We start from the raw sequence: 24,558 nt of genomic DNA on the forward strand, positions 1-24,558 counted from the left end.
GATGAACGCAAACGGCAGCATTGAGGTAAACGGCAGCAAGGGGGCAAACGGCACCAGTGTCTCGATCCAGAACCTGTCGCTGAATTTCGGCGCGATATCGGTGCTGCAGACGCTCAATCTCGATGTCGCCGAAGGCGAGTTCATCGTGCTGCTCGGCCCGTCCGGCTGCGGCAAGTCGACCTTGCTCAACTGCATTGCCGGGCTGCTCGACGTTTCCGAAGGCCGCATCTTCATCAAGGGCAAGAACGTCACCTGGGAAGAGCCCAAGGATCGCGGCATCGGCATGGTGTTCCAGTCCTACGCGCTCTATCCGCAGATGACGGTGGAGAAGAACCTGTCGTTCGGGCTGCGCGTTGCCGGCCTCGCCAAGGACGAGATCGCCAAGCGCATCGCCCGGGCCGCCGAGATCCTGCAGATCGAACCGCTTTTGCATCGCAAGCCGGCGGCCCTGTCCGGCGGCCAGCGCCAGCGCGTGGCGATCGGGCGCGCACTTGTCCGTGACGTCGATGTCTTTCTGTTCGACGAGCCGCTCTCCAACCTCGACGCCAAGCTGCGCGCAGAATTGCGCGTCGAGATCAAGCTGCTGCATCGCAAGCTTGAGAACACCATGATCTACGTCACTCACGACCAGATCGAGGCGATGACGCTGGCCGACCGCATCGCGGTGATGAAGGGCGGCGTCATCCAGCAGCTCGATGCACCGCAGACCATCTATAACCGGCCGGTCAACCGGTTTGTCGCCGGCTTCCTCGGCTCGCCGGCAATGAACTTTCTCGACGGCAGACTGGAGCAGGCGTCAGGCGACTGGCATTTTGTCGCCGAGGATGTGCGGATCCCGCTTGCCACCTATGCTTTCGAGAAGGACCCGGTGCCGGGGCCGGCCGTGTTCGGCATCCGCCCCGAGCATGTGGCGTTCAACAGCGGCACGGGATGGCCGTTCGCAGCCACGGCAAATGTCGAAGTCGTCGAGCCCATGGGTTCCGACACGCTGGTCTGGCTGAAGCTCGGTGGCCAGAATTTCACGGTACGGGTGACAGCCGAGCGCACGCCAAACAACGCGGAGGCCGTTGGCATCGGTTTTGATCCGATGCGCGCTTCGCTGTTCGACGCCGCCACCGGCAGCCGCCTCTAGAGCATGATTTAGCCCCCCAAGATTCTTCCATTTCCCCCCAAGATCCCATCCCCCAAGACTAACCATCCACAAGAAAACGGACAGAGACGATGAACTGGTCATTCCAACTTTACAGCGCTCGCAATTTCCAGCCCTGGGAGGGTGTGCTCAAAATGCTGGGCGAGCTTGGTTACAGCCAAGTCGAAGGATTCGGCGGCGTCTATGACGATCCCAAGGCGTTCCGTGTCGAGCTCGGCAAGAACGGCCTTGCCATGCCGACCGGGCACTTCTCGATCGACGCGCTCGAGAAGGATTTCGACGGCGTGCGCAGGACGGCCGATGCGCTCGACATCACGCTGCTCATCTGCCCCTTCCTGAACGCCGAGTTCAGGCCGGCCGACGCGGCCGGCTGGCGCGGCTTCGGCGAACGCCTGGCCAAGGTCGGCGAGACGGCCAAGAAAGCCGGCTATGGCTTTGCCTGGCACAACCATGATTTCGAGTTCAAGGCGCTTGCCGACGGCTCGGTGCCGCAGGACCATATCCTGTCCTCGGCGCCCGACATCGGCTGGGAGATGGACGTCGCCTGGGTGGTGCGCGGCGGCGTCGATCCGCTGCCCTGGATCGAGAAGCACGGCAAGCGCATCGTCGCTGTCCACGTCAAGGACATGGCCAAGCCGGGCGAGGGCCTCGACGAGGACGGCTGGTCTGACGTCGGCCACGGCACCATCGACTGGCCCGGCCTGATCAAGGCGCTGCGCGCCAAAAGCGCCGCAAAATACTACGTCATGGAACAGGACAACCCCAACGACATCGAGCGCTTCGCCCGCCGCTCGATCGCAGCTGCCAAGACCTATTAGGAGCACACCAGCATGGCAACAAAACTTGGCATCGGCGTCATCGGCTGCGGCAACATCTCGAAGGCGTATTTCTCGCTGGCGCCGCTGTTTCGCGGCATCGAGATGCGCGCCTGCGCCGACATCAACATGGAAGCGGCGAAAGCGCGGGCAAAAGAGTTCAAACTGCGCGCCGAAACCGTCGAGGGGCTGCTCAAGGCCGACGATATCGACATCATCGTCAACCTGACCATTCCGGCGGTGCATTACGAGGTGTCGAAGCAGATCCTCGACGCCGGCAAGCACGTCTATTCGGAGAAGCCCTTCGTGCTGTCGGTCAAGGAAGGGCTCGACCTGAAGAAACGGGCGGAAAACAAGGGGCTGCGCATCGGCTCTGCCCCCGACACCTTCCTCGGCGGCGCGCACCAGCTTGTCCGCGACCTGATCGACACCGGCAGGCTCGGCAGGATCACCAGCGGCACCTGTCATGTGATGAGCCATGGCATGGAGCACTGGCACCCCAATCCGGACTTCTTCTTCCAGCCGGGCGCCGGGCCGGTGCTCGACATCGGACCCTATTACATCACCAACCTGATCCAGCTGATCGGGCCGGTGAAGCAGGTCGCGGCTTTTGCTTCGATCCCGATGACGGAACGCATCATCAGCTCGAAGCCGCGTGCCGGCGAAAAGATCCCGGTCTCCACGCCGACGACGATCCATGGCGTGCTGGAATTCGAGAACGGCGCCGTGGTGACGCTCAACACCAGCTGGGATGTCTGGAGCCACGGCCACGCGCCGATGGAACTCTATGGCGAGGCAGGCACGGTGTTCGTGCCGGATCCGAACTTCTTCGGCGGCGAGGTGCGCTACACCGAAGCCGCCAAGCCGGTGAAGAAGCTGCCGAAATGGCGGCATCCGTTCGGCGTGCCCAACGAGATGCATTCGCACGGCATGATGGCCAACTACCGCACCGCCGGCCTTGCCGACATGGCGATCGCGATCAGGGAAGGCCGGCCGCATCGCTGCTCGATGGAACTGGCGCTGCATGCCGTCGACGTCATGACCGGCCTGTTGCGCTCGGGCGAGACCGGAAAGTTCGTTGTCATGCAGACCAGCTGCGAGCGGCCCGCAGCACTCGGCGTCAAGGCAGCGAAGGAGCTGCTGGCGAAGAAGAAAACGAAGTAGGCGGCGCACCTCCCAAGCACCGCAAAAGCCTCTCCCCGTTTGCGCGGGGAGAGGCTAAGGGTGGGGCCGAAGTCGACTTGCCCGTCATCGCGGCGGCAGCCGTCGGGCTCGTTTCGATATGAGGATTTTCCATGCCCTATGTTCCCGCCGAAAACCGCTACGAAAAGATGGTCTACAATCGCTGCGGGCGCTCCGGCCTGAAGCTGCCGGCGATCTCGCTTGGGCTGTGGCACAATTTCGGCGACGACACGCCGCATAGAACCAAGCAGGCGATCACGCGCAGGGCGTTTGATCTCGGTATCACGCATTTCGACCTCGCCAACAATTACGGCCCGCCGCCCGGCTCGGCGGAGCGGGCCTTCGGCGAAATCCTGCGGACGGACCTTGCCGGCTATCGCGACGAGCTGATCATCTCGACCAAGGCCGGCTACGAAATGTGGGCAGGACCTTATGGCGAATGGGGCGGCCGCAAATATGTGCTGGCCAGCCTCGACCAGAGCCTGAAGCGGATGCGCCTCGACTATGTCGACATCTTCTATTCGCACCGCTTCGACCCCGACACCCCGTTGGAAGAAACGATGGGCGCGCTCGATCACGCGGTGCGCTCGGGCAAGGCACTTTATGCCGGCATTTCCTCCTATAATTCGCAGAGAACCCGCGAAGCCGCCGACATATTGAAGCAGCTCGGCACGCCTTGCGTGATCCATCAGCCGAGCTATTCGATGCTCAACCGCTGGGTCGAGGACGACGGCCTGCTCGACACGCTGGAGGGACTTGGCGTCGGCTCGATCGTGTTCTCGCCGCTGGCGCAAGGCATGCTGACCGATAAATATCTCGGCGGCATCCCCGATGGCAGCCGCGCCAGCCAGGGCAAGTCGCTGCGCCCGGCATTCATCAACGACAAATCGATCGCCAATATCGAGGCGCTGAACGTCATCGCCCGTCGCCGCGGCCAGACGCTGGCGCAGATGGCGCTGGCCTGGGTGCTGCGCAGGGGCAGGGTCACATCGGCGCTGATCGGCGCCAGCCGGCCGGAACAGGTCGAGGATTGCGTCGGCGCGCTTGAAGCGCTCGACTTCAGCGATGCCGAGCTCGCCGAGATCGACACCTTTGCCCGCGAGTCGGATATCAACCTCTGGGCGGCGTCGGCCGAGCGTAAGGGGCCGCCACGGAAGTAGGCGACGACGGTCTGCGGTCCGTTTTCATCGAAAAGAGCCGGCAGCGCAAATTGGTAGCTGTCTTCGACACGGTGGCCAGCGGCTAACTTTCGGCTGCCTTGAGGTTCCGCGCGGCTTCCTCGAGCGTCGCTCTGTCGTTGCCAAGCCTGTCGATCAGCTCTTGCGCCTGATCACCGGTTATCCCGGTGCGCATCGCCAGCGCCTCGACGGTCAGAACGTCGGAACTGGCGATCGTTCCAGTGGGACCGCGGTCTGTCGCGCCATCTGCCGGCACGGTTGTCGCGTCGTCGAGGTCCAGCTCATGTTTCGCCTGCTGCCAATGACGCTCATGTGCGCCGTGCGGGCGGCCCTCGCGCACCCAGATCTCATAGGCTCGCTGCCGAATTTTTTCATGCAGATCGTCATCCATGGCGGTTCCTCCCTTGTGGCGTTTTCACCGACGCGGGGAGCGCCGGAACGATCCGATGTTCAAGCCGATTTCGTAGGCAAAGCCGCGCTTTCAACGAACAAACACCGGACAGACGCGTTTTGCGGAGGAACCTAGATAGCGGGCCGGCCGTTGAGCCGAACCTGAGCAAAGGAGATTACCATGGCCGACGAACCGAACGAATCCGCAACACCGAAGATGACTCAACGTGAAGCTCAGGAAGCCCTGGAGAAGCAGGTCGCGCAGCTGAGGCGCGAGATCAGCAAGATCAATCGGACCTTGGCCGAACGCGCGGAAGAGGCGATCGAAGACGCCGGCGGCTGGTATGACAACGCTGCTGAGCGCGCCTCCCGGACGGCACAAGCCCTCCGCAACAGGGCGCAGACGGTGTCCGGGGTCGTCCAGGAGAATCCTGGCACAATATCGTCCGCATTCATACTCGGAGCGGCAGTAGGGGCGCTACTGGGCCTCACCTTGGCCGCCACAGACCAGCGCCGCGATCGCTGGTTCTGATGCATGTCGCGCAAAAGTGTGCAGCGGTTTTGCGATAACGACATGCATTGAAACAAGAACCTAAAGTGCGTCGCATGAGGCCGGTCGGACGCGACGCGCTTTAGCCCCGACCAAAAGTTTCCGGGCAGAAACGGCGGGATTGCTCCCGCCGTACATTCAGCAGGCGGAAGCGGTCAGGGCGTGGCCGGCTTCTGAGCCGTGCCGAGGGCTTTGGGCGCTGCGGCTACGGGCGCTGCCGTCTTCATCTTCTCCTCGATCCAGCCGGTGTAATTGGCCAGCCGCGTGTAGATGCCGTAGGCGTTCTTGTGGCCGCAGGCGGTGCTGCCGTCGGCCGGCCCTTCGCCCCAGCTGACGACGCCGACCTGCACCGGACCATCGGCGCCGGTCATGAACAGCGGTCCGCCGCTGTCGCCATTGCAGGCGTCGCGCTCGCCGCTTGCGGTGCCGGCGCAGATCATGTTGCCGGTCAGCGGATCGGCCATGTCGGCTGCAATCGCGTTGGCGGCCGCCTCGATGCCCCTTTCCGAATAACGCATGCGGCGGGCGAGCTCGCCGAGCGCTGCCTTCAAATCATGCGCATAAATCGCCTTGATGCCGCTGTTGCAGGTTGCGTTCGGCTGGAGGTCCAGGTCGGCGACCATCAGCGCGGTGGGAAATGTTCCGTCCTGCATCTTGCCCCAACCGGTGACCATCGTTTTGCCAGCGTCGGGGGTCGGCTCACGGGCAATTTTGATGGTCGGGGCATCGGCCGGCTCGGCCAGCCGGATCAAGCCGAGATCGTTGTCCAGCGTCTGCTCGCTATAGCCCTCGTTGACGATGATCTCCACCGCCTTGTAGCGCTTGCCCTCGCTGAGATCGGTGGCGCCGGTGAGCACGGTGACTACATCAGGCGGAATCGGCTCGCCGTCGTCATTGAGGCAGTGCGCCGCCGTCAGCACCCATTGCGGCGCGATCAGGCTGCCGCCGCAGAACTGCGCATTCGCCTGCGAGGCCGGGCTTTTGTCCAGTTTGCCGGTGGTCAGCAACGCCACCTGGAACGGGTAAGCGCCCTTCTCGGCCTCTTTGCCGCCGTAGACGCGATCGGCGCCGTCGGGGTTCTCCGCCCTGGCCTTTGCCCTGGCCTCGGCCACGCGTTTCATCGGCGAGATCGCCGCCTCCGGCCGGGCGGCCGTGTTCCCGGCATGAACGGAATTGACGACCGGCACGGCCGCCGCGATGCCAAGCAGCGCGGCGGCGGCAATCGGTCTGAATCTATGGATGATCTTCACCTCGAACCCCCTGAGACGATGTTCCCGACAGGTTAGTCGCCGACGCATGATCCACTGAAATGGAACCGGCCGGTGAGATCATGCTCCACGGCGAAGCACGATCCGTCACAAAGCCGAGCACCATTTCTGCTAATCGTGCTGTCGAGCCAAACCCGCCCAAAATCCTATAGCCCCCCACGGGCTATGTGGAAGCAATTTGTCGTTGCCAATGTTGGATTATTTTAGGCAGTATACCGTTGCAGGCATTTTTGGCGGGGACCTAAACTGGCTGCACTGAATAATGGCCCGGTAAAGGCACCGGTAACCAATTTCATTTTTCTGCGCCACCACGATCTCGACAATATTTCTGTATCTTGATCCAGTCCTTGCTGACTTTTGGGAGAGTCTCACCATGACAAAACTGACACATAGCATTATTGCGTCCGCGTTGCTTTCCACCGCAATGTGGGCGGTTCCTGCCTTGGCTGCCGATCCAGGTTCCGCCAATGCCGGCAACGGCGAAAGCATGCGGGACGTGACATCGGGCGATTACAAGCCCGGCCGGGCGAAGCCGATCGCCCCGCCGAAATTGACCGACGATGAGGCCAACCGCGCCGCGCCGCTCACCGACGAAGCAACGGCCGTCAAATCCTACGGCATCGTCGGCCGCTCCGCCGATGGCAAGGACATCAAGATCGACCCGAACGAGACGCTGAAGGACCTTGTCATCAAGGAAATGAACGCGCCCGCCGACGGGCAGAAGTCCGATAATTCCGGACTGAGCGGAGGCGAAGAGGCCGGCCGCCAGGTGTTCGGGACGGACGACCGCGAGCAGATCAAGAATACCAAAACCTACCCGTTCACCGCGATAGGCTATCTCGAAGGCAAATCGAAGAGCGGCAGCTACGGCAGCTGCTCGGCGACGCTGATCGGCCCGCGCACGGTGCTCACCGCGGCGCACTGCCTCTACAGCCACGAGGACAAGGCCTGGCTGGATGACATCCTGTTCGTGCCGGCCCTCAATGGCAAGACCGCCGACGACGCACCGTTCGGCGCCTTCACCTATGAAAGCGCCTATATCGTCCAGGGCTTCATCGACAATTATCAGGGCTTTTACGGCTCGGTCGTGCCGTGGGATCTCGGCATCGTCACCCTGAAACAGGATGTCGGCACCAATCTCGGCTGGCTGGGCTATGCCAATTACGTGGATCTCGGCGATTTCACCGCCAACATCATCGGCTATCCCGGCGACAAGCCGATGGGCACGATGTGGAAAGCGACCTGCGAAGTGCAGGCCGAAAACATCGCCACCGAGTATTTCCAGTACGACTGCGACACGTATCCAGGATCGAGCGGCAGCTCGGTCTATGCCTATGACAATGGCTCCAAGCAGCGCGTCATCACCGGCGTCAACGTGGCCGAGAGCCCGGATGCCAATACCGCCGTGCGTCTGAACGCCATCAACGTCCAGTGGATCAACAGCCTGTACAAATAGGCGTGCAGAATTTCGGCCGCGATCATCGCGGAAAACCAGCCGGCGGCGGAGCATTTCCGTCGCCGGCTTTCGCATTTTGGGGAATTATCTGGACTGGGCCGAGGGTGGCGCCTGGCGCACATAGTTCTCGATCGGCAGGGCAAAAGTCGGCGAGCCGGCCTTGCGCTCCTTGTCGACATAGCCGGCAAAATAGCTCCAGAAGGAAGCGGCATAGTCGCGGAAATAGGAGTCGGCGACCTGACGCGAGCACAGCCTGCCTTCGACGCAGAAGGAAAGGCGGTTGAGGAAATAGACGATGCGGTCGAAATTATCGCTGAACTCGGCAAGCGGCATGTCGCCGCCGGTAGCGCTCATCGCTTCGATGCCGATGCGCTGTCTGAACACCTGTTCCTCGGTCGGCGTCGGATTGGCGCTGAGCAGATTGCCGTATTTGGCGTTGAGCGCCGCCAGGCGTTGCTTGAGGGCCCGTTGCGCCTGCTGGTAATCCTTGCTTTCCCAGAGCTCGACCAGCGACATCGTCTGTTCGACACGCTTCTGCTCCTGGTTTGCCAGGAACTGGTAGACCGAAAAGATCAAGGTGAAGATGATCGCCAGGCGTACCAGCAATCCGGACCAGGCATAGACGAGCATGCGCCAGTCGCGGTCGGTGAACGGGTTCGCCTCCTTCTTGACCTCGTGATTGCTCACCCACGGCAGGCCTTCGACGGTTTCCGGCAGGGACACCGGCTTCTTTTGCGGTACCGGCGCCGTCACTGCCTGCTGCGTTGCGTTGCCCCCCGCTTTCGTCATCCGCAGCTGTCCAGTTCTATGGTGGCGGACGGGTCGAGCACGATGCCCGGCGTCTCCAGCTTCTTCTTCAGGCAATCCAGCTGCGGGCGCGAAACGATGAACTGCACGTCAGGCGCAACCTGCGCCTTGCCCGGCGACGGCAACGGTTCGACCACGCCGCGTGAGGTGCAGCTGCTGAGATCGACCACGACGGCGGCGTTGCCGGTCTTGGCGATCTGGTCGTACTGGTCGAGAAAGCAGCTCGCCAGTTCGGAGTTGATGACGACCTCCTTGGCGCAGAGGCCGCAAGCCTCGTCCGCCGAAGCATTGGCGGCCAGCAACAGCCCGGCGACAAGGCCGACGATTGTTGCGCGCCACGAAAATACGATCCTGTTCACGAACGCCCTCATCCGTTCCGTTCGGCCGCCGACAGCGGCGGTCGAAGAATGTTCATTATCAGCCGATCAGGCAAGAGGCCCGGCCGGGCACTTGATCCCGCTTCAGGCGCGCGGCACCGTCTCCATCGGGAAGATCATCACGGCGCCGTTCGACCCCTTGTCGTCGGTGAGCCGCATGGCCGATCGCGTCGCCGGCGCCATGCCGATATCGGCCAGCATATCGGAGAAGCTTGGCTGTCCAAGTCCGCGCGTTACCGAGACAACCCCGTCTTGCGCCAGGAAACTCAGATCCTGCTTCTCGCTCTGCGGCGGCGCCTCGGTCAAGACGGCGATCATCCGCTCCATGCCGAAGCTGGTGTCGGTGAATTTGAACAAGCCTTCCTCGAGCACGGCGCCCTCGGTCAGGCGCTCGGCAAGAAAATGCTGGATGGAATAGTCGGAGCCGACATAGAGCACGTTGATGTCGACCAGGTTGGTCGAGCCGTTCCTGGCCAGCACGTGCACCTGATCATCGGGCGAAACACGCGGCACCGTCGACGGTTCGATCGGCTGCAGCGTGTCACTGTCAAAACGCTTGATCCGGAACTCGACACTGACCTCTTCCGGCCGATAATCGGAAGCGGCGGCCAGCCTCGACAGGCCGATGGCGCGGAAGATTTTCGTCAGGTTCCTGGCCGCGGTGTCGATCAACTTTTCGCGGCCATCCGGATGAATGACGATCATCGGCGGCTTGTTGCCGTCCTTTAGCGTCATGTCGCCCGAAGCCGGAAGGAACCACAGCGCAGGCGCGTCGGTGGTATCTTCTGCGGCGCCAGCAATGGCGTTCTCGCGCAGCACGGCGAGACGCAGATCTGCGCTCTTGCCCGGCTCGACCAGCGCGATGTGGAACCCTGAGTTCTCCCTGGCCGCCAGATCGTCGAGAACCGAGTTCGCCAGCGCAGCCTCGTTCTCGAGGCCTTTGGACGCCGCCGGCCGCGCAACCACGAGCTTGTAGTCGACGGCGAGCTCGGCGAGCCGCGCATAGGCATTGGCGGGGATGTCGGCCAGCTTGAGCGCTGGCTTGCCGCCGAACTCGACCGGCTTGACCCGGCTTTCCAGGTTTTTCGCCGACTGAACCTGGAGATAGCCAAGCGCCTCGGACAGCGGCGACAGCGCCGACGGCAATATTGCGAGCCTGCTGCCGGGGGTGAGGCGATGCAGCAGTCCGGCGCCGATCGTGGCTTTGTCGCTCTCGATGACGATCGGCCATTGCATGACCGCGTCTGTCTTGTCGGTGCCGAAGACGCGCGCGTCGAGTTCTCCCTCGAACAGCGGCGTCGGCCGGGTGCGGCCGTCCGCCGAATATTGCTGCAGCACGGCCTGGCCGAGCTGGCGGTAGGTGATGTTGGGATTCTCGGCCAGTTTCGACAGGATGGTGAAGGTGAACAGCCCGAAACGCGGCGCATCGGCCGTGCCCTTGGGCAGCGGCATCTCAGGTGTCGTCTCCACCGTCTGCGCCGCGTAGAAGGCGACCAATTTACCCTTGGTGGTCGGCTCGGCGCCGGTCGGCGTCAGCTTGAAAGCCGGCTTGCGCTGCCCGTCCTCGTCAAAGCCGCGCGGCGCGGCCGACGCAATCCCGTCATAGGCTTTCACCGCAGCCGCCCTGGCAGCGTCGTCGCCGCCGACCAGATCGGCGAACTCGACCTTGCGTTCCAGCTCGTCGTCGACCTCGGCGGCGCGCGTCGCCGTGCCGGAATGGCAGCAGTCGAACACGGCCCAGATAAAAGCACCGTTGTCGCGGATGGCGTCGAGCGCGGCGCCGATCTCGTTGTCGACCAGCGCATTGGGCACGCCCTGTTCGCGGTTGACCCATTTGTCGATGTCGGACGGCAAGAAAATCTCGTCGAGGCCGTCGGTCTCGTCGCCCTTGTTCGCCGCCGGCTGTTGCGCGCCATGACCGGACAAATGCAGGTAGACGAAATCGTCGCGCTGGACCTTGGCGGCAAGGTCGGCCAACGCCGCCTTGATCGCCGCATGTGTCGGCGGTCCGTTGGCGCCTTCGACATCCTTGGCGAGCAGCGTGACGTTTTCGGCTGAAAACTTCACCGGCGCGGGCGTGTTCCTCAGGAGGTAATCGCGCACCAGGCCGGCGTCGTTCTTCGGTCCGATCAGCCAGTTCTTCCGCGGCAGGTTCGGATAATCGGTGCAAGCAACGAGCAGCGCGTGATAGGTGCGCGCCGCTGCGAATGCCCGAAACGGCACCAGGCCGGCAACGGCCAGCGCGGACGTGCCGGCAAGCAGCGTCCGCCGCGTCACTTTGATCATGATTGCTTCCCCAAGCCCGATCGAATTTCCAAGCACGGCCAGCCTGGCCGAGGATTTTGTCAGTATTTTGAATATGGCGACGCCGGCCAGCCGACCACCGGCTGCGAATAGAAACAGTAGCAAAAATGGCAGTTCGTCGCTATCTCAAGCGAAGAAGCCGGATTGCATGCGAACTGGCAGTGATCGGCACGGAGCGGCTTGGAACAGGATCATGGCGGCAAGGGATGTACTGACGAAGAACCAGCTTTGCGTGCTCGAGAAACTCGAGGCCGCCAGCGGACCGCTCAGCGCCTATACGTTACTCGACCAATTGCGCGAGCGCGGTTTTCGCGCGCCGCTGCAGGTCTACCGGGCGCTCGACACGCTGGTGAAGTCCGGCTTCGTGCACAGGCTCGAAAGCCTCAATTCCTTCGTCGCCTGTGCCGAGCCGCACGACCACAGCCATTCGATGACGGCGTTTGCCATCTGCGACACCTGCGGCCAGGTGACCGAGTTCTCCGACCACGATGTCGGCCACCGGCTCGACGAATGGGTGCGCTCGACCGGCTTCGCCGCCAAGAAGGCGGTGATCGAATTCCGCGGGACTTGTGCGAAGTGTTTGGCCGAGGCGGCTTAGCAAGCCCGAAGGCAACACTTCGAAGGCGGCGGAGCAGTATTCACGCCTCGCCGGTGGGCTCACGATGGTTCCTATGCCTTGGCGATAGCCTCCATGAGGCGGAAGCCGCCAGTCGACAAACGACCCGTTGCAGACATTCGGCTATGAAAGTGCAGTCCAAACTACCCTCTCAAGATCGGGAGAGTAGCGTGCGATGATAGCCTCTTGATCATTTTCCTGCGTGAGAATTATCTGCTTCCCAGTAGCGTCACCGAGCAATCGCATAAAGCGGTCAAGGTGCTCAACCTCGGTTTTTCCTCTGACTTGCCTTGGATCGAAGTCGAACTCAATTTCGACAGCGCTGAAGAAGTGACATGCAAGCTGAATTGGCCCGACGTTAAAAGACAGTAAGCTGCCTGTTTCGCTTTCCAGGGCCGCTTCGACGCCCAATGGCATCGACTCGATCTTGCCGGAGACACTGAAACTAGCAGGCGGGGTCCATTCGAGGAGGATGTTCCAGACGCTCTGCCAATCTGCCTCAGACGTGTTCAGAACGTAGATGTCTCGCCAGTAGCCGTCCCAAGCGAAATCCGATGCTATCTGTTCCCAATTCATGCATGAACCATTCTCGATGACTGCGGTTCTAGCATGACATACGCCATGAGTGCTTTCCACAAATCCCCAAGTCCGCTTTCCACCTAGTTTACGGCCTAGCCAACCGGCTTCTTTGAGGTATGCCGGATGTGCAGGATTTCGATTGCATCGGAACGGGCACGATAGAAAACCTTGTAGGGATAGCGACCTATGAAGAGCACGCGAACGCCAGGAATATCGGTCGCGTGGCCACTTTCTGGAAATTCGGCAAGTCTCGAAATCCCAGCTTGGATCCGAGAAACAACTGAAAGGGCGCCCTGAGGCGCCCGCTCTTCGAGGTAGTTGAAAATCGCCTCGCGTTCGGCAAAAGCCTGCCGCGTTAATCGGACCTTCATAATCTGCGGCGGGTGTCGGCCGCGCGAACGGTATCCTCATCTACGAAAGTGCCGTGATCGGCCTCTGCCAGCCCCGCTATGATCGCGCTGCGCTCTGATTCCGATGTGGCATACACTCCGGTTCGGCGCGCCTCGATGACGCGGGCATAGTCGGCAAGCTCCTCCTGGTCTTCGCGAGGCCAAGCTTCCGCGTGCTTTACCAAATTCTCGAGTGTCTTCGTGATCATGGGGGCAGTATACCACACCGCTGCTTTTCGTGAACCTTGAGCCGAAAGATGGCTCAACGGGCGCGTAGGCTGATGAGGTAGGCCACATCAGGATATTGAGGCTCCTCAACAGGAAGTCGATATCGGCCCGCCTTAATGCGCCTCTTCCCAGTTGTTGGCGGCGCGGGCGTCGACGTGCAGCGGCACCGACATCGATACCGCCGGCATGGCAGCGTTCTCCATGACATGGCAGACGATGGGGATCGTCGCCTCGACCTCGGCTTCGACCGTCTCGAAAACCAGCTCATCGTGCACCTGCAGCAACATGCGGGCGGAAAGCCTGGCCTTTTCCAGCGCCTCGTCCATGCGGATCATGGCGCGGCGGATGATGTCGGCTGCCGTGCCCTGCAGGCGTGCGTTGATCGAGGCGCGCTCGTTGAACGCGCGGACCGACGGGTTTGACGATCTGATCTCCGGATAGTGGATGCGGCGGCCGAAAATGGTCTCGACGAAGCCGTGCTCGCGGGCATAGGCCTTGGTCGCATCGATATAGTCGCGGATGCCGGGGAAACGCTCGAAATATTTCTTGATGTAGTCGCCGGCTTCCTCGCGCGCGATCGACAGCTGGTTGGCGAGGCCAAAGGCCGAAATGCCGTAGATGATGCCGAAATTGATCGCCTTGGCGCGGCGGCGCACTTCCGATGGCATGCCCTCTACCGGCACGTTGAACATTTCAGACGCGGTGATGGCGTGGATGTCGGCGCGGTCGGCGAAGGCCTGCTTGAGCTGCGGGATTTCGGCGACGTGGGCCAGCACGCGCAATTCGATCTGGCTGTAGTCGGCGGATACCAGCTTGTTGCCCTTGTCGGCGATGAAGGCCGTCCTGATCTTTCGCCCCTCCACCGTGCGCACCGGAATGTTCTGCAGATTGGGGTCCGAGGACGACAGCCGGCCGGTCGTCGTCGCGGCAAGCGCGTAGGAGGTGTGGACGCGCTTGGTGTCGGGATGGATGAAGCCGGGCAGCGCATCGGTATAGGTCGATTTCAGCTTGGTCAGCTGGCGCCAGTCGACGATCTTGCGCGGCAATTCGTGGCCTTCGGCGGCGAGGTCTTCGAGAAGCTGCGCCGAAGTCGACCACTGGCCGGTCTTGGTTTTAGAACCGCCGGGCAGGCCCATCCTGCCGAACAGGATGTCGCCGAGCTGTTTTGGCGAGCCGATGTTGATGCGTTCGCCGACCAGCTGGTAGATCTCGTCCTCGAGCCGTGCGGCACCCTGTGCCAGTTCGCCGGAGAGCCGCGACAGGATCTGCCGGTCGATAGAGATGCCGCGCTGTTCCATCCGTGCCAGCACCGGCACCAGCGGCCGTTCCAGCCGTTCATAGACCGAGACCAGGCCCTTGGCGGCAAGCCGTGGCTTCAGCACCTGCCAGAGCCTGAGCGCGACGTCGGCGTGCTCGGCGCCGTAAGCCGTCGCCTTGCCGAGGTCGGCCTGATCGAGGCCGACGAAGCTTCTTCCCGAACCGGCCAGTTCCTTCAGCGGAATGGTCGCGTGGCCGAGCCATTTATCGGCCAGCGCCTCCAGGCCATGGCCACCGTGGGTTCCGGCCTCGAGCACGTAGGAGATCAGCATGGTGTCGTCATAGGGTCCGATCTCGATGCCGTGACGGCTCATGACGACAAGGCGGTATTTCATGTCGTGCACGATCTTGAGGACGGATTTGTCCTCGAGCAGCGGCTTGAGCAACGCCAGAGCGTCGCGGATCGGGATCTGGTTTTCGACCGCGCCGCCGCCGAGCAGGTCGCCATTGCCGTTCTTATGGGCAAGCGGCACATAGGCGGCATGGCCGGGCGCGACGGCCATGGCAAGGCCGATCAGTTCGGCCCGCATCGGATCGGGCGAGGAGGTCTTAACGTCGAAGGCGACGATGCCTCTCTCCATCGCCTCGGCGATCCAGACCTTCAGCGTGGCGGCGTCGCGGATGCAGGCGTAAGCGCTGGTGTCGATCTTGCGGGCGGTGGCAGCCTCCAGGCGAAGCGCCGAAAGCAGGGATGGGGTGTCGCCTTGCCTGGCTGCGGCCGGGGCTTCGAGTGCCGCTTCGTCCGACGGCGGTGCGCTCTCGGCGGCCGCGGGCACGCCAAAACCCATATCGGGGCCATGCGCGGTATCGGCACGCTCTATCGTGACGGGAGTGGCCGCAACGTCGCCCGCGTCCGTTCCGGTCGCTTCGGCCACGCGGCGGGTCAGCGTCGAGAATTCCATGGTCTTGAGAAAGCCGATCAGCCTGGGGCCGTCCGGCTCGTGCAACACGAACTCGTCGAGCCCCTCGGTCACCGGCACGTCGTTCTTCAGCGTCACCAGGTCACGCGAGATGCGCGCCTTGTCGGCATTGGCGATGATCGATTCGCGCCGCTTGTCCTGCTTGATCTCGCCGGCGCGGGCGAGCAGCGTATCGAGGTCGCCGAACTGTTCGAGCAATTGCGCCGCCGTCTTCGGCCCGATGCCGGGCACGCCCGGCACATTGTCGACCGAATCGCCGGTCAGCGCCTGCAGGTCGATCATTTTCTGCGGCGGCACGCCCCATTTGTCGATCACCTCGGGAACGCCGATCTGGCGGTCCTTCATCGGGTCGTACATGGCAACCGTTGGGCCGACCAGTTGCATCAGATCCTTGTCGGAAGAGATGATGGTGGTGTCGGCGCCGGCTTCGCAGGCAAGCCGGCAATAGGTGGCGATCAAATCGTCGGCCTCGTAGCCTTCCGTCTCAAGGCATGGCAGGTTGAAGGCCCTGGTCGCCTGGCGGATCAGGCCGAATTGTGGGATCAAATCTTCCGGCGGCGCCGAGCGGTTGGCCTTGTATTCGGGGTAGAGGTCGTTGCGGAAGGTTTTCGACGAATAGTCGAAAATCACGGCGAAATGCGTCGGCACGATGCCGACATCGGTATTGCGGGCGTCCTGCGTCAGCTTCCAGACCATGTTGCAGAAGCCGAGCACGGCACTGGTCGGCAGCCCGTCGGACTTGCGGGACAGCGGCGGGAGCGCGTGATAGGCACGGAAGATGTAGCCGGAGCCGTCGACAAGGAAGAGATGATCGCCTTTTTTCATGGCACGAGGGATAGCGCGGCGCAGCGCCGCGGTCCATGCCAAAGGCGGCTTGCGCCAAGGGTTCCGGCAACACCCTGACAAATGTCGTGCGGGCCTGGCCGGCCATGGCGGCTTGCTCGGAGCTTTGTACGCTCACGCCTATGTTACAAAAGTGTAATTTTTGTGCCCTTGAATCGCCACGTTCGCAGACACAGATAAACACCATCGGCGGTTTTCGCCGAAGTCCGGAGCAAGGCCCGTCCCCCGCCTATCCCGGACACTTGCGGCAGCCTATCCCCCCTCTCCGGGCTGCCGCATCGTTTCGAGTAAGGCCGCCGTGGTTCCCCTCCACCACGGCGGCATTTTTTTGCCTTTCGACAGGGAGCTGTGGCCCAACGGTCGCGGGCTTTCCGTTTCGCCGCATGGGCTCTAGATTCGCCGCCAGAATCGAAAGGCCCGCCTGATGTCCGCAGTTTCCCCTGTTCTCGACCGCCTCGACAAGAACTTCGACCAGAGCCTCGAACGCCTGTTCGGCCTGCTCGGCATCAAGTCGATCTCCACCGATCCGGACTACGCCGCCGACTGCCGCAAGGCCGCCGAATGGCTGGTTGCCGAGCTCAAGCTGATCGGCTTCGACGCCAGCGTGCGCGACACGCCGGGGCATCCGATGGTGGTCGCGCATCACGACGGGCCGGCGAGAGCGCCGCATCTGTTGTTTTACGGCCATTACGACGTCCAGCCGGTCGATCCGATCGAGCTGTGGGAAAGCGACCCGTTCGCGCCGGCGGTCAAGGAGATCGAGCCCGGCCACAAGGTGATCACCGGCCGCGGCGCGGCCGACGACAAGGGCCAGCTGATGACCTTCGTCGAGGCCTGCCGCGCGTGGAAGCAGGTGCATGGCGGATTGCCGTGCCGCATCACGATCCTGTTCGAGGGCGAGGAGGAGTCCGGATCACCGTCGCTAAAGCCGTTTCTCGAGGCGAATGCGGAAGAGCTCAAGGCCGATTTCGCGCTGGTCTGCGACACGGGCATGTGGGACCGCGATACGCCGTCGATCTGCGTCTCGCTGCGCGGGCTGGTCGGCGAGGAGATCACGGTGACGGCCGCCGACCGCGACCTGCATTCCGGGCTCTATGGCGGTGCGGCCGCCAATCCCATCCGCATCCTGGCAAAAATCCTGGCCGACATCCACGATGCGGAGGGCCACGTCACCATTCCGGGTTTCTATGACGGTGTCGAGGAAACGCCGTCGCAGATATTGCAGTCGTGGCTGTCGCTCGGCGAGACCGCCGAGACCTTCCTCGGCCCGATCGGCCTGTCGATTCCGTCCGGCGAAAAGGGCCGCTCGGTGCTCGAACTGACGTGGGCGCGGCCGACGGCCGAGTTCAACGGCATTATCGGCGGCTATACCGGCAAGGGCTTCAAGACGGTGATCGCCGCGCAGGCCTCGGCGAAAGTGTCCTTCCGCCTCGTTCACAAACAGGATCCGGAAAAAATCCGCGCCGCCTTCCAGGCATTCGTCAGGCAACGCGTTCCGGCCGACTGCTCGGTCGAATTCCACCCGCATGGCGGCTCGCCAGCGATCCAGCTTTCCTACGACTCGCCCTTCCTCGCCAAGGCCAAGCAAGCGCTATCCGACGAATGGCCGAAACCGGCAGTGGTGACCGGCAGTGGCGGCTCGATCCCGGTGGTCGGCGATTTCCAGACCTATCTCGGCATGGAATCGCTGCTGGTCGGTTTCGGCCTCGACGACGACCGCATCCACTCGCCGAACGAGAAGTACGAGATGAACTCCTTCCACAAGGGCCAGCGCTCCTGGGCGCGCATTCTCGAGGCGCTGACACGCTGAAATTGCGCCAGACTCAAGTTTTTGTTGATTTTTCGCCGGATCGCGGCAAGGACGGGCAAGGTCCGTCGCGCATCGCTGCACGGGGCCGCGACCGGAGAAGACGATGAGCGACATACGTTTCCATAAAAACGATCTGCCCGGCCTGCTGCATTACGATGTCGGGGCGGTCGCCATCGACACCGAGACGCTGGGGCTGAACCCGCATCGCGACCGGCTCTGCGTCGTGCAGATCTCGCCGGGCGACGGCTCGGCCGACGTCATTCAGATCGCGCCGGGTCAGAAGAAGGCGCCGAACCTCGTCAGCCTGCTCAAGAACCGCAGCATCACCAAGCTGTTCCATTACGGCCGCTTCGACCTGGCCGTGCTCTACAACGCGTTTGGCGTCATGCCGGAGCCGGTGTTCTGCACCAAGATCGCGTCGCGGCTGACGCGCACCTACACCGACCGGCACGGGCTGAAGGACATCTGCTTCGAGCTTCTCGGCGTCGGCCTGTCGAAGGCGCAGCAATCGTCCGACTGGGCGGCCGAGACGCTGTCGCCCGAGCAGCTCGAATATGCCGCCTCCGACGTGCTCTATTTGCACCGGCTGCGCGACGTGCTGAGCGCGCGGCTGGCGCGCGACAACCGGACGAGGGAGGCCGATGCCTGCTTCCGCTTCCTGCCGACGCGTGCGAAACTCGACCTGATGGGCTGGGATGAAGAGGATATCTTCGCCCACAGCTAATGGCCTTCTGGCACTAACGCCGTCGGCCGGGAGGAATTGAAATGGCTGCGCGAAAACCAATCGAAACGGCACCGAAGGACGGTTCCAAGGTCACCGTCTACTGGCAGGACAACGACGGCGTGATGAACGAGAGCATCGCGCAATACCGTTCGCTCGACCGGCTGAAGGCGGCCGGCGGCGACTGGGACGAAAGTGATGCGGGCTGGTGGGCCTATACGGACGGCCATACGCAAAAGAAGATCGAGCCAATCAGCTGGCGGCCGGCTTCCGACGATCCGGACGCCGACGACTGAGGGCTGTCGCAACCGCCGACCTGAAGTGATTATTCTGAGGCGAAGCGTATTTTGTTCTTGCTTTGTGCCGGCAGCTATGCTACTAATCTCGCTATGGTGCTCATTGGCCCCAACGACCCGCCCGCTGAGGCGGGTTTTTCATTTTCGGCTTGAGGCTGCCGCGGGCCGCGCGTGCTCGGCAAGCGATTGAATACACTTTACTTCGATTTTTCCCGACTTAACCCGCCCTTAAATCGCCGCATCTAGTCTTCAACCCGAACGCCATAGGCATGGGGAAGACAGCACAGCGCATGGCGAACCGGAAAGACAGCCGCATCGAGCCCAGCTTCGAGGCATCGCCGGGGGCGAGATCCTCGGCCGGTTTTTCGGTGAGCGAGGAGGACCGCGTCGTGCCGAGCAACCGAAAAGCCGCTGCAAAGCGCAAATCATCCAAGGCCAAGCCGTCACGCGGCGGGCGCGGCAAAAGCCGGCTCGGCGTGCTTGGCCGGCTGTTCTACTGGTGCTTCGTGCTGGCCATCTGGGGTGGCATCGCCACTGGCGGCATCGTCGTCTATTACGGCGCGAAAATGCCGGCGGCCACCACCTGGGCCATTCCCGACCGCGCCCCCAACATCAAGATCGTCTCGGTCGACGGCCAGCTGCTTGGCAATCGCGGCATGAGCGGCGGCGAAGCCGTCGGCCTGCACGAAATGTCGCCTTACATCCCCGAGGCCGTCATCGCCATCGAAGACCGCCGCTTCTATTCGCATTTCGGCATCGATCCGATCGGCCTTTCCCGGGCCATGGTGACCAATGTTCTGGGCGGGCATTTTTCGCAGGGCGGCTCGACGCTGACCCAGCAGCTGGCCAAGAACCTGTTCCTGACGCCGGACCGCACGCTGGAACGCAAGGTGCAGGAAGTGCTCTTGGCGCTGTGGCTGGAGCACAAGCATACGAAGGACCAGATCCTCGAAATGTACCTCAACCGGGTTTATTTCGGCTCCGGCGCCTATGGCGTCGAAGCGGCCTCGCGCCGCTATTTCGGCAAGAGCGCGCGCGACGTCACGCTGTCGGAGGCCGCACTTCTCGCCGGCCTGCTCAAGGCGCCGTCGCGGCTGTCGCCGGCGCGCGACCCGAAGGCGGCCGAACAGCGTTCGCAGCTGGTGCTTGCCGCGATGCGCGACGAGGGCAAGATCAGCGTCAAGGAGATGACCACGGCGATGAGCGCGCCGGCGACGCGCGCGCCGTCCTACTGGACCGGCTCGGAAAACTATGTCGCCGATACGATTATGGAAGAGCTGCCCGACCTGATCGGCGACGTGCGCCGCGACATCGTCGTCGACACGACTGTCGACCTGACGCTGCAGAAGCTCGCCGAGGAATCGATCCGGAGGCTGATCGACCAGAGCGGCAAGAAGCTCAATGTCAGCCAGGGCGCGCTTGTGTCGATCGACAATTCCGGCGCGGTGCGCGCCATGGTCGGCGGTTATGATTATTCGACCAGCCAGTTCGACCGCGCCTCGGAAGCGCGCCGCCAGCCGGGCTCGGCATTCAAGCCGTTCGTCTATATGGCGGCGCTGGAATCCGGCCGTACGCCGGACAGCGTGCGCAACGACGCGCCGATCAAGATCGGCAACTGGACGCCCGACAATTACGGCGGCAAATATTTTGGCAAGGTGACACTGGCGACGGCGCTGGCGAAATCGCTGAACTCGGTGGCCGCGCAGCTGACCATGGAAGTCGGACCGAATGCGGTGGTCGAGGCGGCGCACCGCATGGGCATCCAGTCCGAGCTGACGGCCAACACTTCGATCGCGCTGGGCACCTCGGAAGTGACGCCGCTGGAACTGACCTCGGCCTATGTACCCTTCGCCAATGGCGGCTACAAGCCGGACATCCATTTCATCCGCCGCGTCACGACGAGCGACGGCAAGGTGCTCTACGAAAATAATGGCGGCGGTGCGCCGCGCGTCGTCAAGCCCGATGTCGTCGGCATGATGAACTCGATGATGACCGGCACGGTCGAGATCGGCACGGCCAGGAAGGCGGCGTTCGCGTGGCCGGCCGCCGGCAAGACCGGCACCAGCCAGAACTCGCGCGACGCCTGGTTCATCGGCTATACCGCCAACCTCACCACCGGCGTCTGGTTCGGCAATGATGACGGCAGCGCGATGAAGAAGGTCACCGGCGGCGCGCTGCCGGCGCAGGCCTGGCACGAATTCATGGTCGCCGCCCATGAGGGCGTGCCGGTGCGGCCGCTGCCCGGAACCTGGAAGTCGACGCCGCCCGACACCATCGTCCCAGACGACATACCGTCCGACACGGCGCCGCCGGTCGCTTCCGTCGGCCAATCGGCGCCGCCTGCGGCAGCTACCCAGCCGGCTTCGCGTCCCGCGCGCCCTGCCGAGACGGTCGATGCCGGCGGCCTGGCCATGCCGGGCGTCGACAGCGCCACCGGATCGATCAAGCATCCGGTGCCGCCCGGCAATGTCGGCGGCCCGGTCAAGAAGCGGCAGACCTCGATTCTTGACATCCTGACCGGCGGCTGAGCGGCGATCCCCCTCGCAACCGCGACGATGTTCCGCTACATGTCCGCCTGGAGACAAGCGACATGGCTGAACTCGACACCAGAAAGACGATCGTGCTGACCGGCGCCAGCCGTGGCATCGGCCATGCCACGGTCAAGCGCTTTTCACGCGAAGGCTGGCGCGTCATCACCTGCTCGCGCCAGGCCTTTGCCGAGGACTGCCCGTGGCCGGCCGGCCCGGAAGACCACATCAAGGTCGACCTCGCCGACCAGGAGGACGTCGGCATCGCCATCTCCGAGATCCGCCACCGGCTGGAGGCGCATGGCGGGCAGCTGCATGCGCTGGTCAACAATGCCGGCATCTCGCCGAAGCTCAAGGACGGCAACAGCCGCATGAACTCGATCGACACGCCGATGCATGTCTGGCGCGACGTCTTCCAGGTGAATTTCTTCGCCCCGATCATGCTGGCGCGCGGACTGTTCAAGGAGCTGGCATCGGCCAAGGGCTCGATCGTCAACGTCACCTCGATCGCCGGCACCCGCGTGCACCCCTTCGCCGGTACCGCTTATGCGACGTCGAAGGCGGCACTCGGCTCGCTGACACGCGAGATGGCGCATGATTTCGGCCCGCACGGCATTCGCGTCAACGCCATTGCGCCGGGCGAGATCGACACCGCGATCCTGTCGCCGGGCACCGAAAAAATCGTCGAGACAATTCCGCTGAGAAGGCTGGGCACCACGGCGGAAGTTGCCGACATCATCTTCTTCCTGTGCTCGCAGCAGGCGTCCTACGTGACCGGTTCGGAAATCCACATCAATGGCGGCCAGCACGTTTGAGCGGTGAGCTTACGCGGTCGACTTCTCAGCTGTCTCTAACGGTACCGCCGGTGCCGTCGCATGTCCGATCACTACTTCGACGATCCCGCGGGCGATCTCCCGTTCGCCCATGATGACGGTGTCGGCACCAAGGCCCTTGAGGTGCTCGACCTCGGCATCGGAATGGGCGCGGGCGATGATCTCGATTGTCGGATTGGCGGCGCGGGCGCGCAGCACGACCTGCCCGGCCTCGAAGGCGTTGGGAATGGCCAGGATCAGCCGCTTCGCGCCCTCGGGGTTCGATGCGGCGAACACGTCGCCATTCGCCGCGTTGCCGGCCACGGTTTCGATGCCGTCGGCCTTGAGCTTCGCCAACGTCTTGTCGGCATCCTCGATGACGAGGAAGGGCAGGGCGGCCTGCCTCAGCGCCGTGCCGACGAGGCTGCCGACGCGGCCGTAGCCGATCAGGATGGTGTGGCCGGTCAGCCTCGTCCTGGGCGGTGGGCCATCCTCCTTCGCAGGCGCCGCGACCGAAGCCACCTGGCCGGGCTAGGTCGCCGGGCCGATCGGCCTTGCTTCGCCGGGCGCCGCCGTCCCGCCGGCGCGTGCTTCCAGCCAGGGTTTCATCCGGTCGACGGCAAGAAACATCAGCGGATTGAGGACGATCGACAGGATGGCGCCGGCGAGGATGAGGTCGCGGCCTTGTTCGGGCAGCAGCTTCAGCCCGACACCGAGTTCGGCAAGGATGAACGAGAATTCGCCGATCTGGGCAAGGCTTGCCGAAATCATCAACGCGGTTGCGATCGGATAGCGGAAAACGACGACGATGACGAAGGCTGCCAGCGACTTGCCGATAACGATGATGGCCAGCGTCGCCAGGATCGGCCAGCCATTGCTGATCAGGCTGAACGGGTCGAACAACATGCCGACCGAGACGAAGAACAGCACGGAAAAAGCGTCGCGCAGCGGCAGCGATTCCTCGGCCGCGCGGTGGCTGAGCTCGGATTCGCTCATGATCATGCCTGCGAAGAAAGCGCCGAGAGCCAGCGACACGCCGAACAGCTTGGCCGCGCCGAAGGCGACGCCAAGCGCAATCGCAATCACCGCCAGCCGGAACAGTTCGCGCGATCCGGTATGGGCGACGTAGTGCAGGATCCAGGGGATAAGCCGGCGGCCGACCACCAGCATGACCACGACAAAGGCCGCGACCTTGGCCAGTGTGATGCCGACGACGCCCCAGACGCCGTAGCTCGTCGGCAGCGACAGCAGACCGCTGGAGTGTACATCCACCTGCTCTTGGCCGCCGAGCACGCCGGCCAATGCCGGCAAAAGCACCAGCGCCAGCACCATGGCGAGATCCTCGACGATCAGCCACCCGACGGCGATGCGGCCGCGCTCGGTCTCGATCAGCCGCCGCTCCTGCAGGGCGCGCAACAGCACCACCGTCGAGGCCACGGAAAGCGCCAGGCCGAAGACCAGCCCCGCGCCCATCGACCAGCCGAGCATCCAGGCAAGGCCGGCGCCAAGGGCTGTCGCGAAGCCGATCTGCACAATGGCGCCGGGCACGGCGATGGCGCGGACCGACAACAGGTCCTTCAGCGAGAAATGCAGGCCGACGCCGAACATCAGCAGGATGACGCCGATCTCGGCCAGTTCATTGGCAAGGCCGGCATCGGCCACGAAACCCGGCGTGTTCGGTCCAACCAGAACGCCGGCGACGAGATAGCCTACCAGCGGCGGGACACGGAAGCGGTTGGCAAGTGCGCCGAAGATGAAAGCCAGCCCCAGACCGGCGACGATGGTGGCGATAAGGGGCGTGTCATGCGGCATTGTCTATGGAGCGCCTTCAGGAATTGCCATGTCGGATGTGCGCCGCCCAAAAGCCGCCGCCTTGGCAGTATGGAGGCTGGGACAGTCGCGAGACAACCCCGCATTCCCCATGAAATCGATGACAAGGCAGCAAAAGGCGGAGAGCCGGCAAGCGTTGCCAGCCGGCGGCCTGCTCCAGGCAGGCGACGGAAACGAAAGTTGCGCGCCGCC

Annotated in this window: 21 protein-coding genes and 1 pseudogene; 12 read left to right on the forward strand and 10 right to left on the reverse strand. The window is 63.3% G+C overall.

Annotated features, from left to right (window positions below; genetic code table 11):
* Window position 1 precedes the first annotated feature (1 nt).
* From NKH23_RS05075 to mgrA, 4 genes are all read left to right on the forward strand, one after another.
* Complete coding sequence (locus NKH23_RS05075) at window positions 2-1,132, forward strand: ABC transporter ATP-binding protein (protein ID WP_352713924.1); 1,131 nt, start codon at window positions 2-4, stop codon at window positions 1,130-1,132.
* Between the two features lie 89 nt (window positions 1,133-1,221).
* Window positions 1,222-1,968 carry a sugar phosphate isomerase/epimerase family protein gene (locus NKH23_RS05080; protein WP_352910561.1) on the forward strand — a complete coding sequence of 249 codons (747 nt, stop codon included), beginning with the start codon at window positions 1,222-1,224 and terminating at the stop codon, window positions 1,966-1,968.
* Window positions 1,969-1,980: 12 nt separating this feature from the next.
* A complete protein-coding gene (locus tag NKH23_RS05085) occupies window positions 1,981-3,129 on the forward strand; it encodes a Gfo/Idh/MocA family protein (RefSeq protein ID WP_352713919.1) in 1,149 nt (382 codons plus the stop codon).
* Window positions 3,130-3,260: 131 nt separating this feature from the next.
* Entirely contained in the window at window positions 3,261-4,307 is a 1,047-nt protein-coding gene (mgrA, locus tag NKH23_RS05090; RefSeq protein WP_352910564.1) for an L-glyceraldehyde 3-phosphate reductase, read from the forward strand.
* Between the two features lie 82 nt (window positions 4,308-4,389).
* On the opposite strand, the gene NKH23_RS05095 is transcribed toward mgrA, so the two are convergent.
* Complete coding sequence (locus NKH23_RS05095) at window positions 4,390-4,716, reverse strand: DUF2934 domain-containing protein (RefSeq protein ID WP_352713912.1); 327 nt, start codon at window positions 4,714-4,716, stop codon at window positions 4,390-4,392.
* Between the two features lie 180 nt (window positions 4,717-4,896).
* Between NKH23_RS05095 and NKH23_RS05100 the strand changes: the two genes are divergently transcribed.
* On the forward strand, window positions 4,897-5,247 hold the full coding sequence (locus NKH23_RS05100) for a hypothetical protein (RefSeq protein ID WP_352713911.1): 351 nt from the start codon (window positions 4,897-4,899) through the stop codon (window positions 5,245-5,247).
* Window positions 5,248-5,420: 173 nt separating this feature from the next.
* Here NKH23_RS05100 and NKH23_RS05105 read toward each other — a convergent pair whose 3' ends face one another.
* Entirely contained in the window at window positions 5,421-6,515 is a 1,095-nt protein-coding gene (locus NKH23_RS05105; RefSeq protein WP_352713909.1) for a S1 family serine peptidase, read from the reverse strand.
* 391 nt (window positions 6,516-6,906) lie between these two features.
* Here NKH23_RS05105 and NKH23_RS05110 point away from each other — a divergent pair, with 391 nt between their 5' ends.
* Entirely contained in the window at window positions 6,907-7,989 is a 1,083-nt protein-coding gene (locus tag NKH23_RS05110; protein WP_352910569.1) for a trypsin-like serine peptidase, read from the forward strand.
* Window positions 7,990-8,073: 84 nt separating this feature from the next.
* Here NKH23_RS05110 and NKH23_RS05115 read toward each other — a convergent pair whose 3' ends face one another.
* The 3 genes from NKH23_RS05115 to NKH23_RS05125 all read right to left on the reverse strand — a co-directional run bounded on the left by NKH23_RS05115 (window position 8,074) and on the right by NKH23_RS05125 (window position 11,459).
* On the reverse strand, window positions 8,074-8,778 hold the full coding sequence (locus NKH23_RS05115) for a DUF4760 domain-containing protein (RefSeq protein WP_352978191.1): 705 nt from the start codon (window positions 8,776-8,778) through the stop codon (window positions 8,074-8,076).
* Window positions 8,775-9,155, reverse strand: coding sequence for a hypothetical protein (locus NKH23_RS05120; RefSeq protein WP_352910572.1), 381 nt, complete (start codon window positions 9,153-9,155; stop codon window positions 8,775-8,777). Before NKH23_RS05120 ends, NKH23_RS05115 begins: the two co-directional genes overlap by 4 nt.
* A 102-nt stretch (window positions 9,156-9,257) precedes the next feature.
* Window positions 9,258-11,459, reverse strand: coding sequence for a caspase family protein (locus NKH23_RS05125; protein ID WP_352978193.1), 2,202 nt, complete (start codon window positions 11,457-11,459; stop codon window positions 9,258-9,260).
* 211 nt (window positions 11,460-11,670) lie between these two features.
* On the opposite strand from NKH23_RS05125, the gene NKH23_RS05130 reads away from it, so the two are divergent.
* A complete protein-coding gene (locus NKH23_RS05130; RefSeq protein ID WP_023675234.1) occupies window positions 11,671-12,075 on the forward strand; it encodes a Fur family transcriptional regulator in 405 nt (134 codons plus the stop codon).
* A 141-nt stretch (window positions 12,076-12,216) separates the two neighbouring features.
* On the opposite strand, the gene NKH23_RS05135 is transcribed toward NKH23_RS05130, so the two are convergent.
* The 4 genes from NKH23_RS05135 to polA form a co-directional block, all read right to left on the reverse strand.
* On the reverse strand, window positions 12,217-12,669 hold the full coding sequence (locus tag NKH23_RS05135) for a hypothetical protein (protein WP_352713892.1): 453 nt from the start codon (window positions 12,667-12,669) through the stop codon (window positions 12,217-12,219).
* Between the two features lie 95 nt (window positions 12,670-12,764).
* Window positions 12,765-13,043: a type II toxin-antitoxin system RelE/ParE family toxin gene (locus NKH23_RS05140; protein ID WP_352910578.1), complete on the reverse strand. Its 279-nt coding sequence runs from the start codon at window positions 13,041-13,043 to the stop codon at window positions 12,765-12,767.
* Window positions 13,040-13,270, reverse strand: a complete 231-nt coding sequence (locus NKH23_RS05145) for a hypothetical protein (protein ID WP_352910579.1) — start codon at window positions 13,268-13,270, stop codon at window positions 13,040-13,042. Before NKH23_RS05145 ends, NKH23_RS05140 begins: the two co-directional genes overlap by 4 nt.
* Window positions 13,271-13,402: 132 nt before the next feature.
* Window positions 13,403-16,351 carry a DNA polymerase I gene (gene polA / locus NKH23_RS05150; protein ID WP_353034300.1) on the reverse strand — a complete coding sequence of 983 codons (2,949 nt, stop codon included), beginning with the start codon at window positions 16,349-16,351 and terminating at the stop codon, window positions 13,403-13,405.
* A gap of 442 nt (window positions 16,352-16,793) precedes the next feature.
* Between polA and NKH23_RS05155 the strand changes: the two genes are divergently transcribed.
* From NKH23_RS05155 to NKH23_RS05175, 5 genes are all read left to right on the forward strand, one after another.
* Window positions 16,794-18,179, forward strand: coding sequence for a M20/M25/M40 family metallo-hydrolase (locus NKH23_RS05155; protein WP_352910585.1), 1,386 nt, complete (start codon window positions 16,794-16,796; stop codon window positions 18,177-18,179).
* Window positions 18,180-18,282: 103 nt separating this feature from the next.
* Window positions 18,283-18,903 carry a ribonuclease D gene (locus NKH23_RS05160; RefSeq protein WP_023675237.1) on the forward strand — a complete coding sequence of 207 codons (621 nt, stop codon included), beginning with the start codon at window positions 18,283-18,285 and terminating at the stop codon, window positions 18,901-18,903.
* Between the two features lie 41 nt (window positions 18,904-18,944).
* Window positions 18,945-19,196: a hypothetical protein gene (locus NKH23_RS05165; RefSeq protein WP_352910587.1), complete on the forward strand. Its 252-nt coding sequence runs from the start codon at window positions 18,945-18,947 to the stop codon at window positions 19,194-19,196.
* A 290-nt stretch (window positions 19,197-19,486) separates the two neighbouring features.
* Window positions 19,487-21,724, forward strand: a complete 2,238-nt coding sequence (locus tag NKH23_RS05170; RefSeq protein WP_352910589.1) for a transglycosylase domain-containing protein — start codon at window positions 19,487-19,489, stop codon at window positions 21,722-21,724.
* Between the two features lie 62 nt (window positions 21,725-21,786).
* Entirely contained in the window at window positions 21,787-22,539 is a 753-nt protein-coding gene (locus NKH23_RS05175) for an SDR family NAD(P)-dependent oxidoreductase (protein WP_254816795.1), read from the forward strand.
* Between the two features lie 9 nt (window positions 22,540-22,548).
* On the opposite strand, the pseudogene NKH23_RS05180 reads toward NKH23_RS05175, so the two are convergent.
* Window positions 22,549-24,348, reverse strand: a pseudogene (locus NKH23_RS05180) (cation:proton antiporter domain-containing protein).
* Window positions 24,349-24,558 lie beyond the last annotated feature (210 nt).

The organism is Mesorhizobium sp. M1328 (assembly GCF_040318075.1).
Lineage (GTDB): Bacteria > Pseudomonadota > Alphaproteobacteria > Rhizobiales > Rhizobiaceae > Mesorhizobium.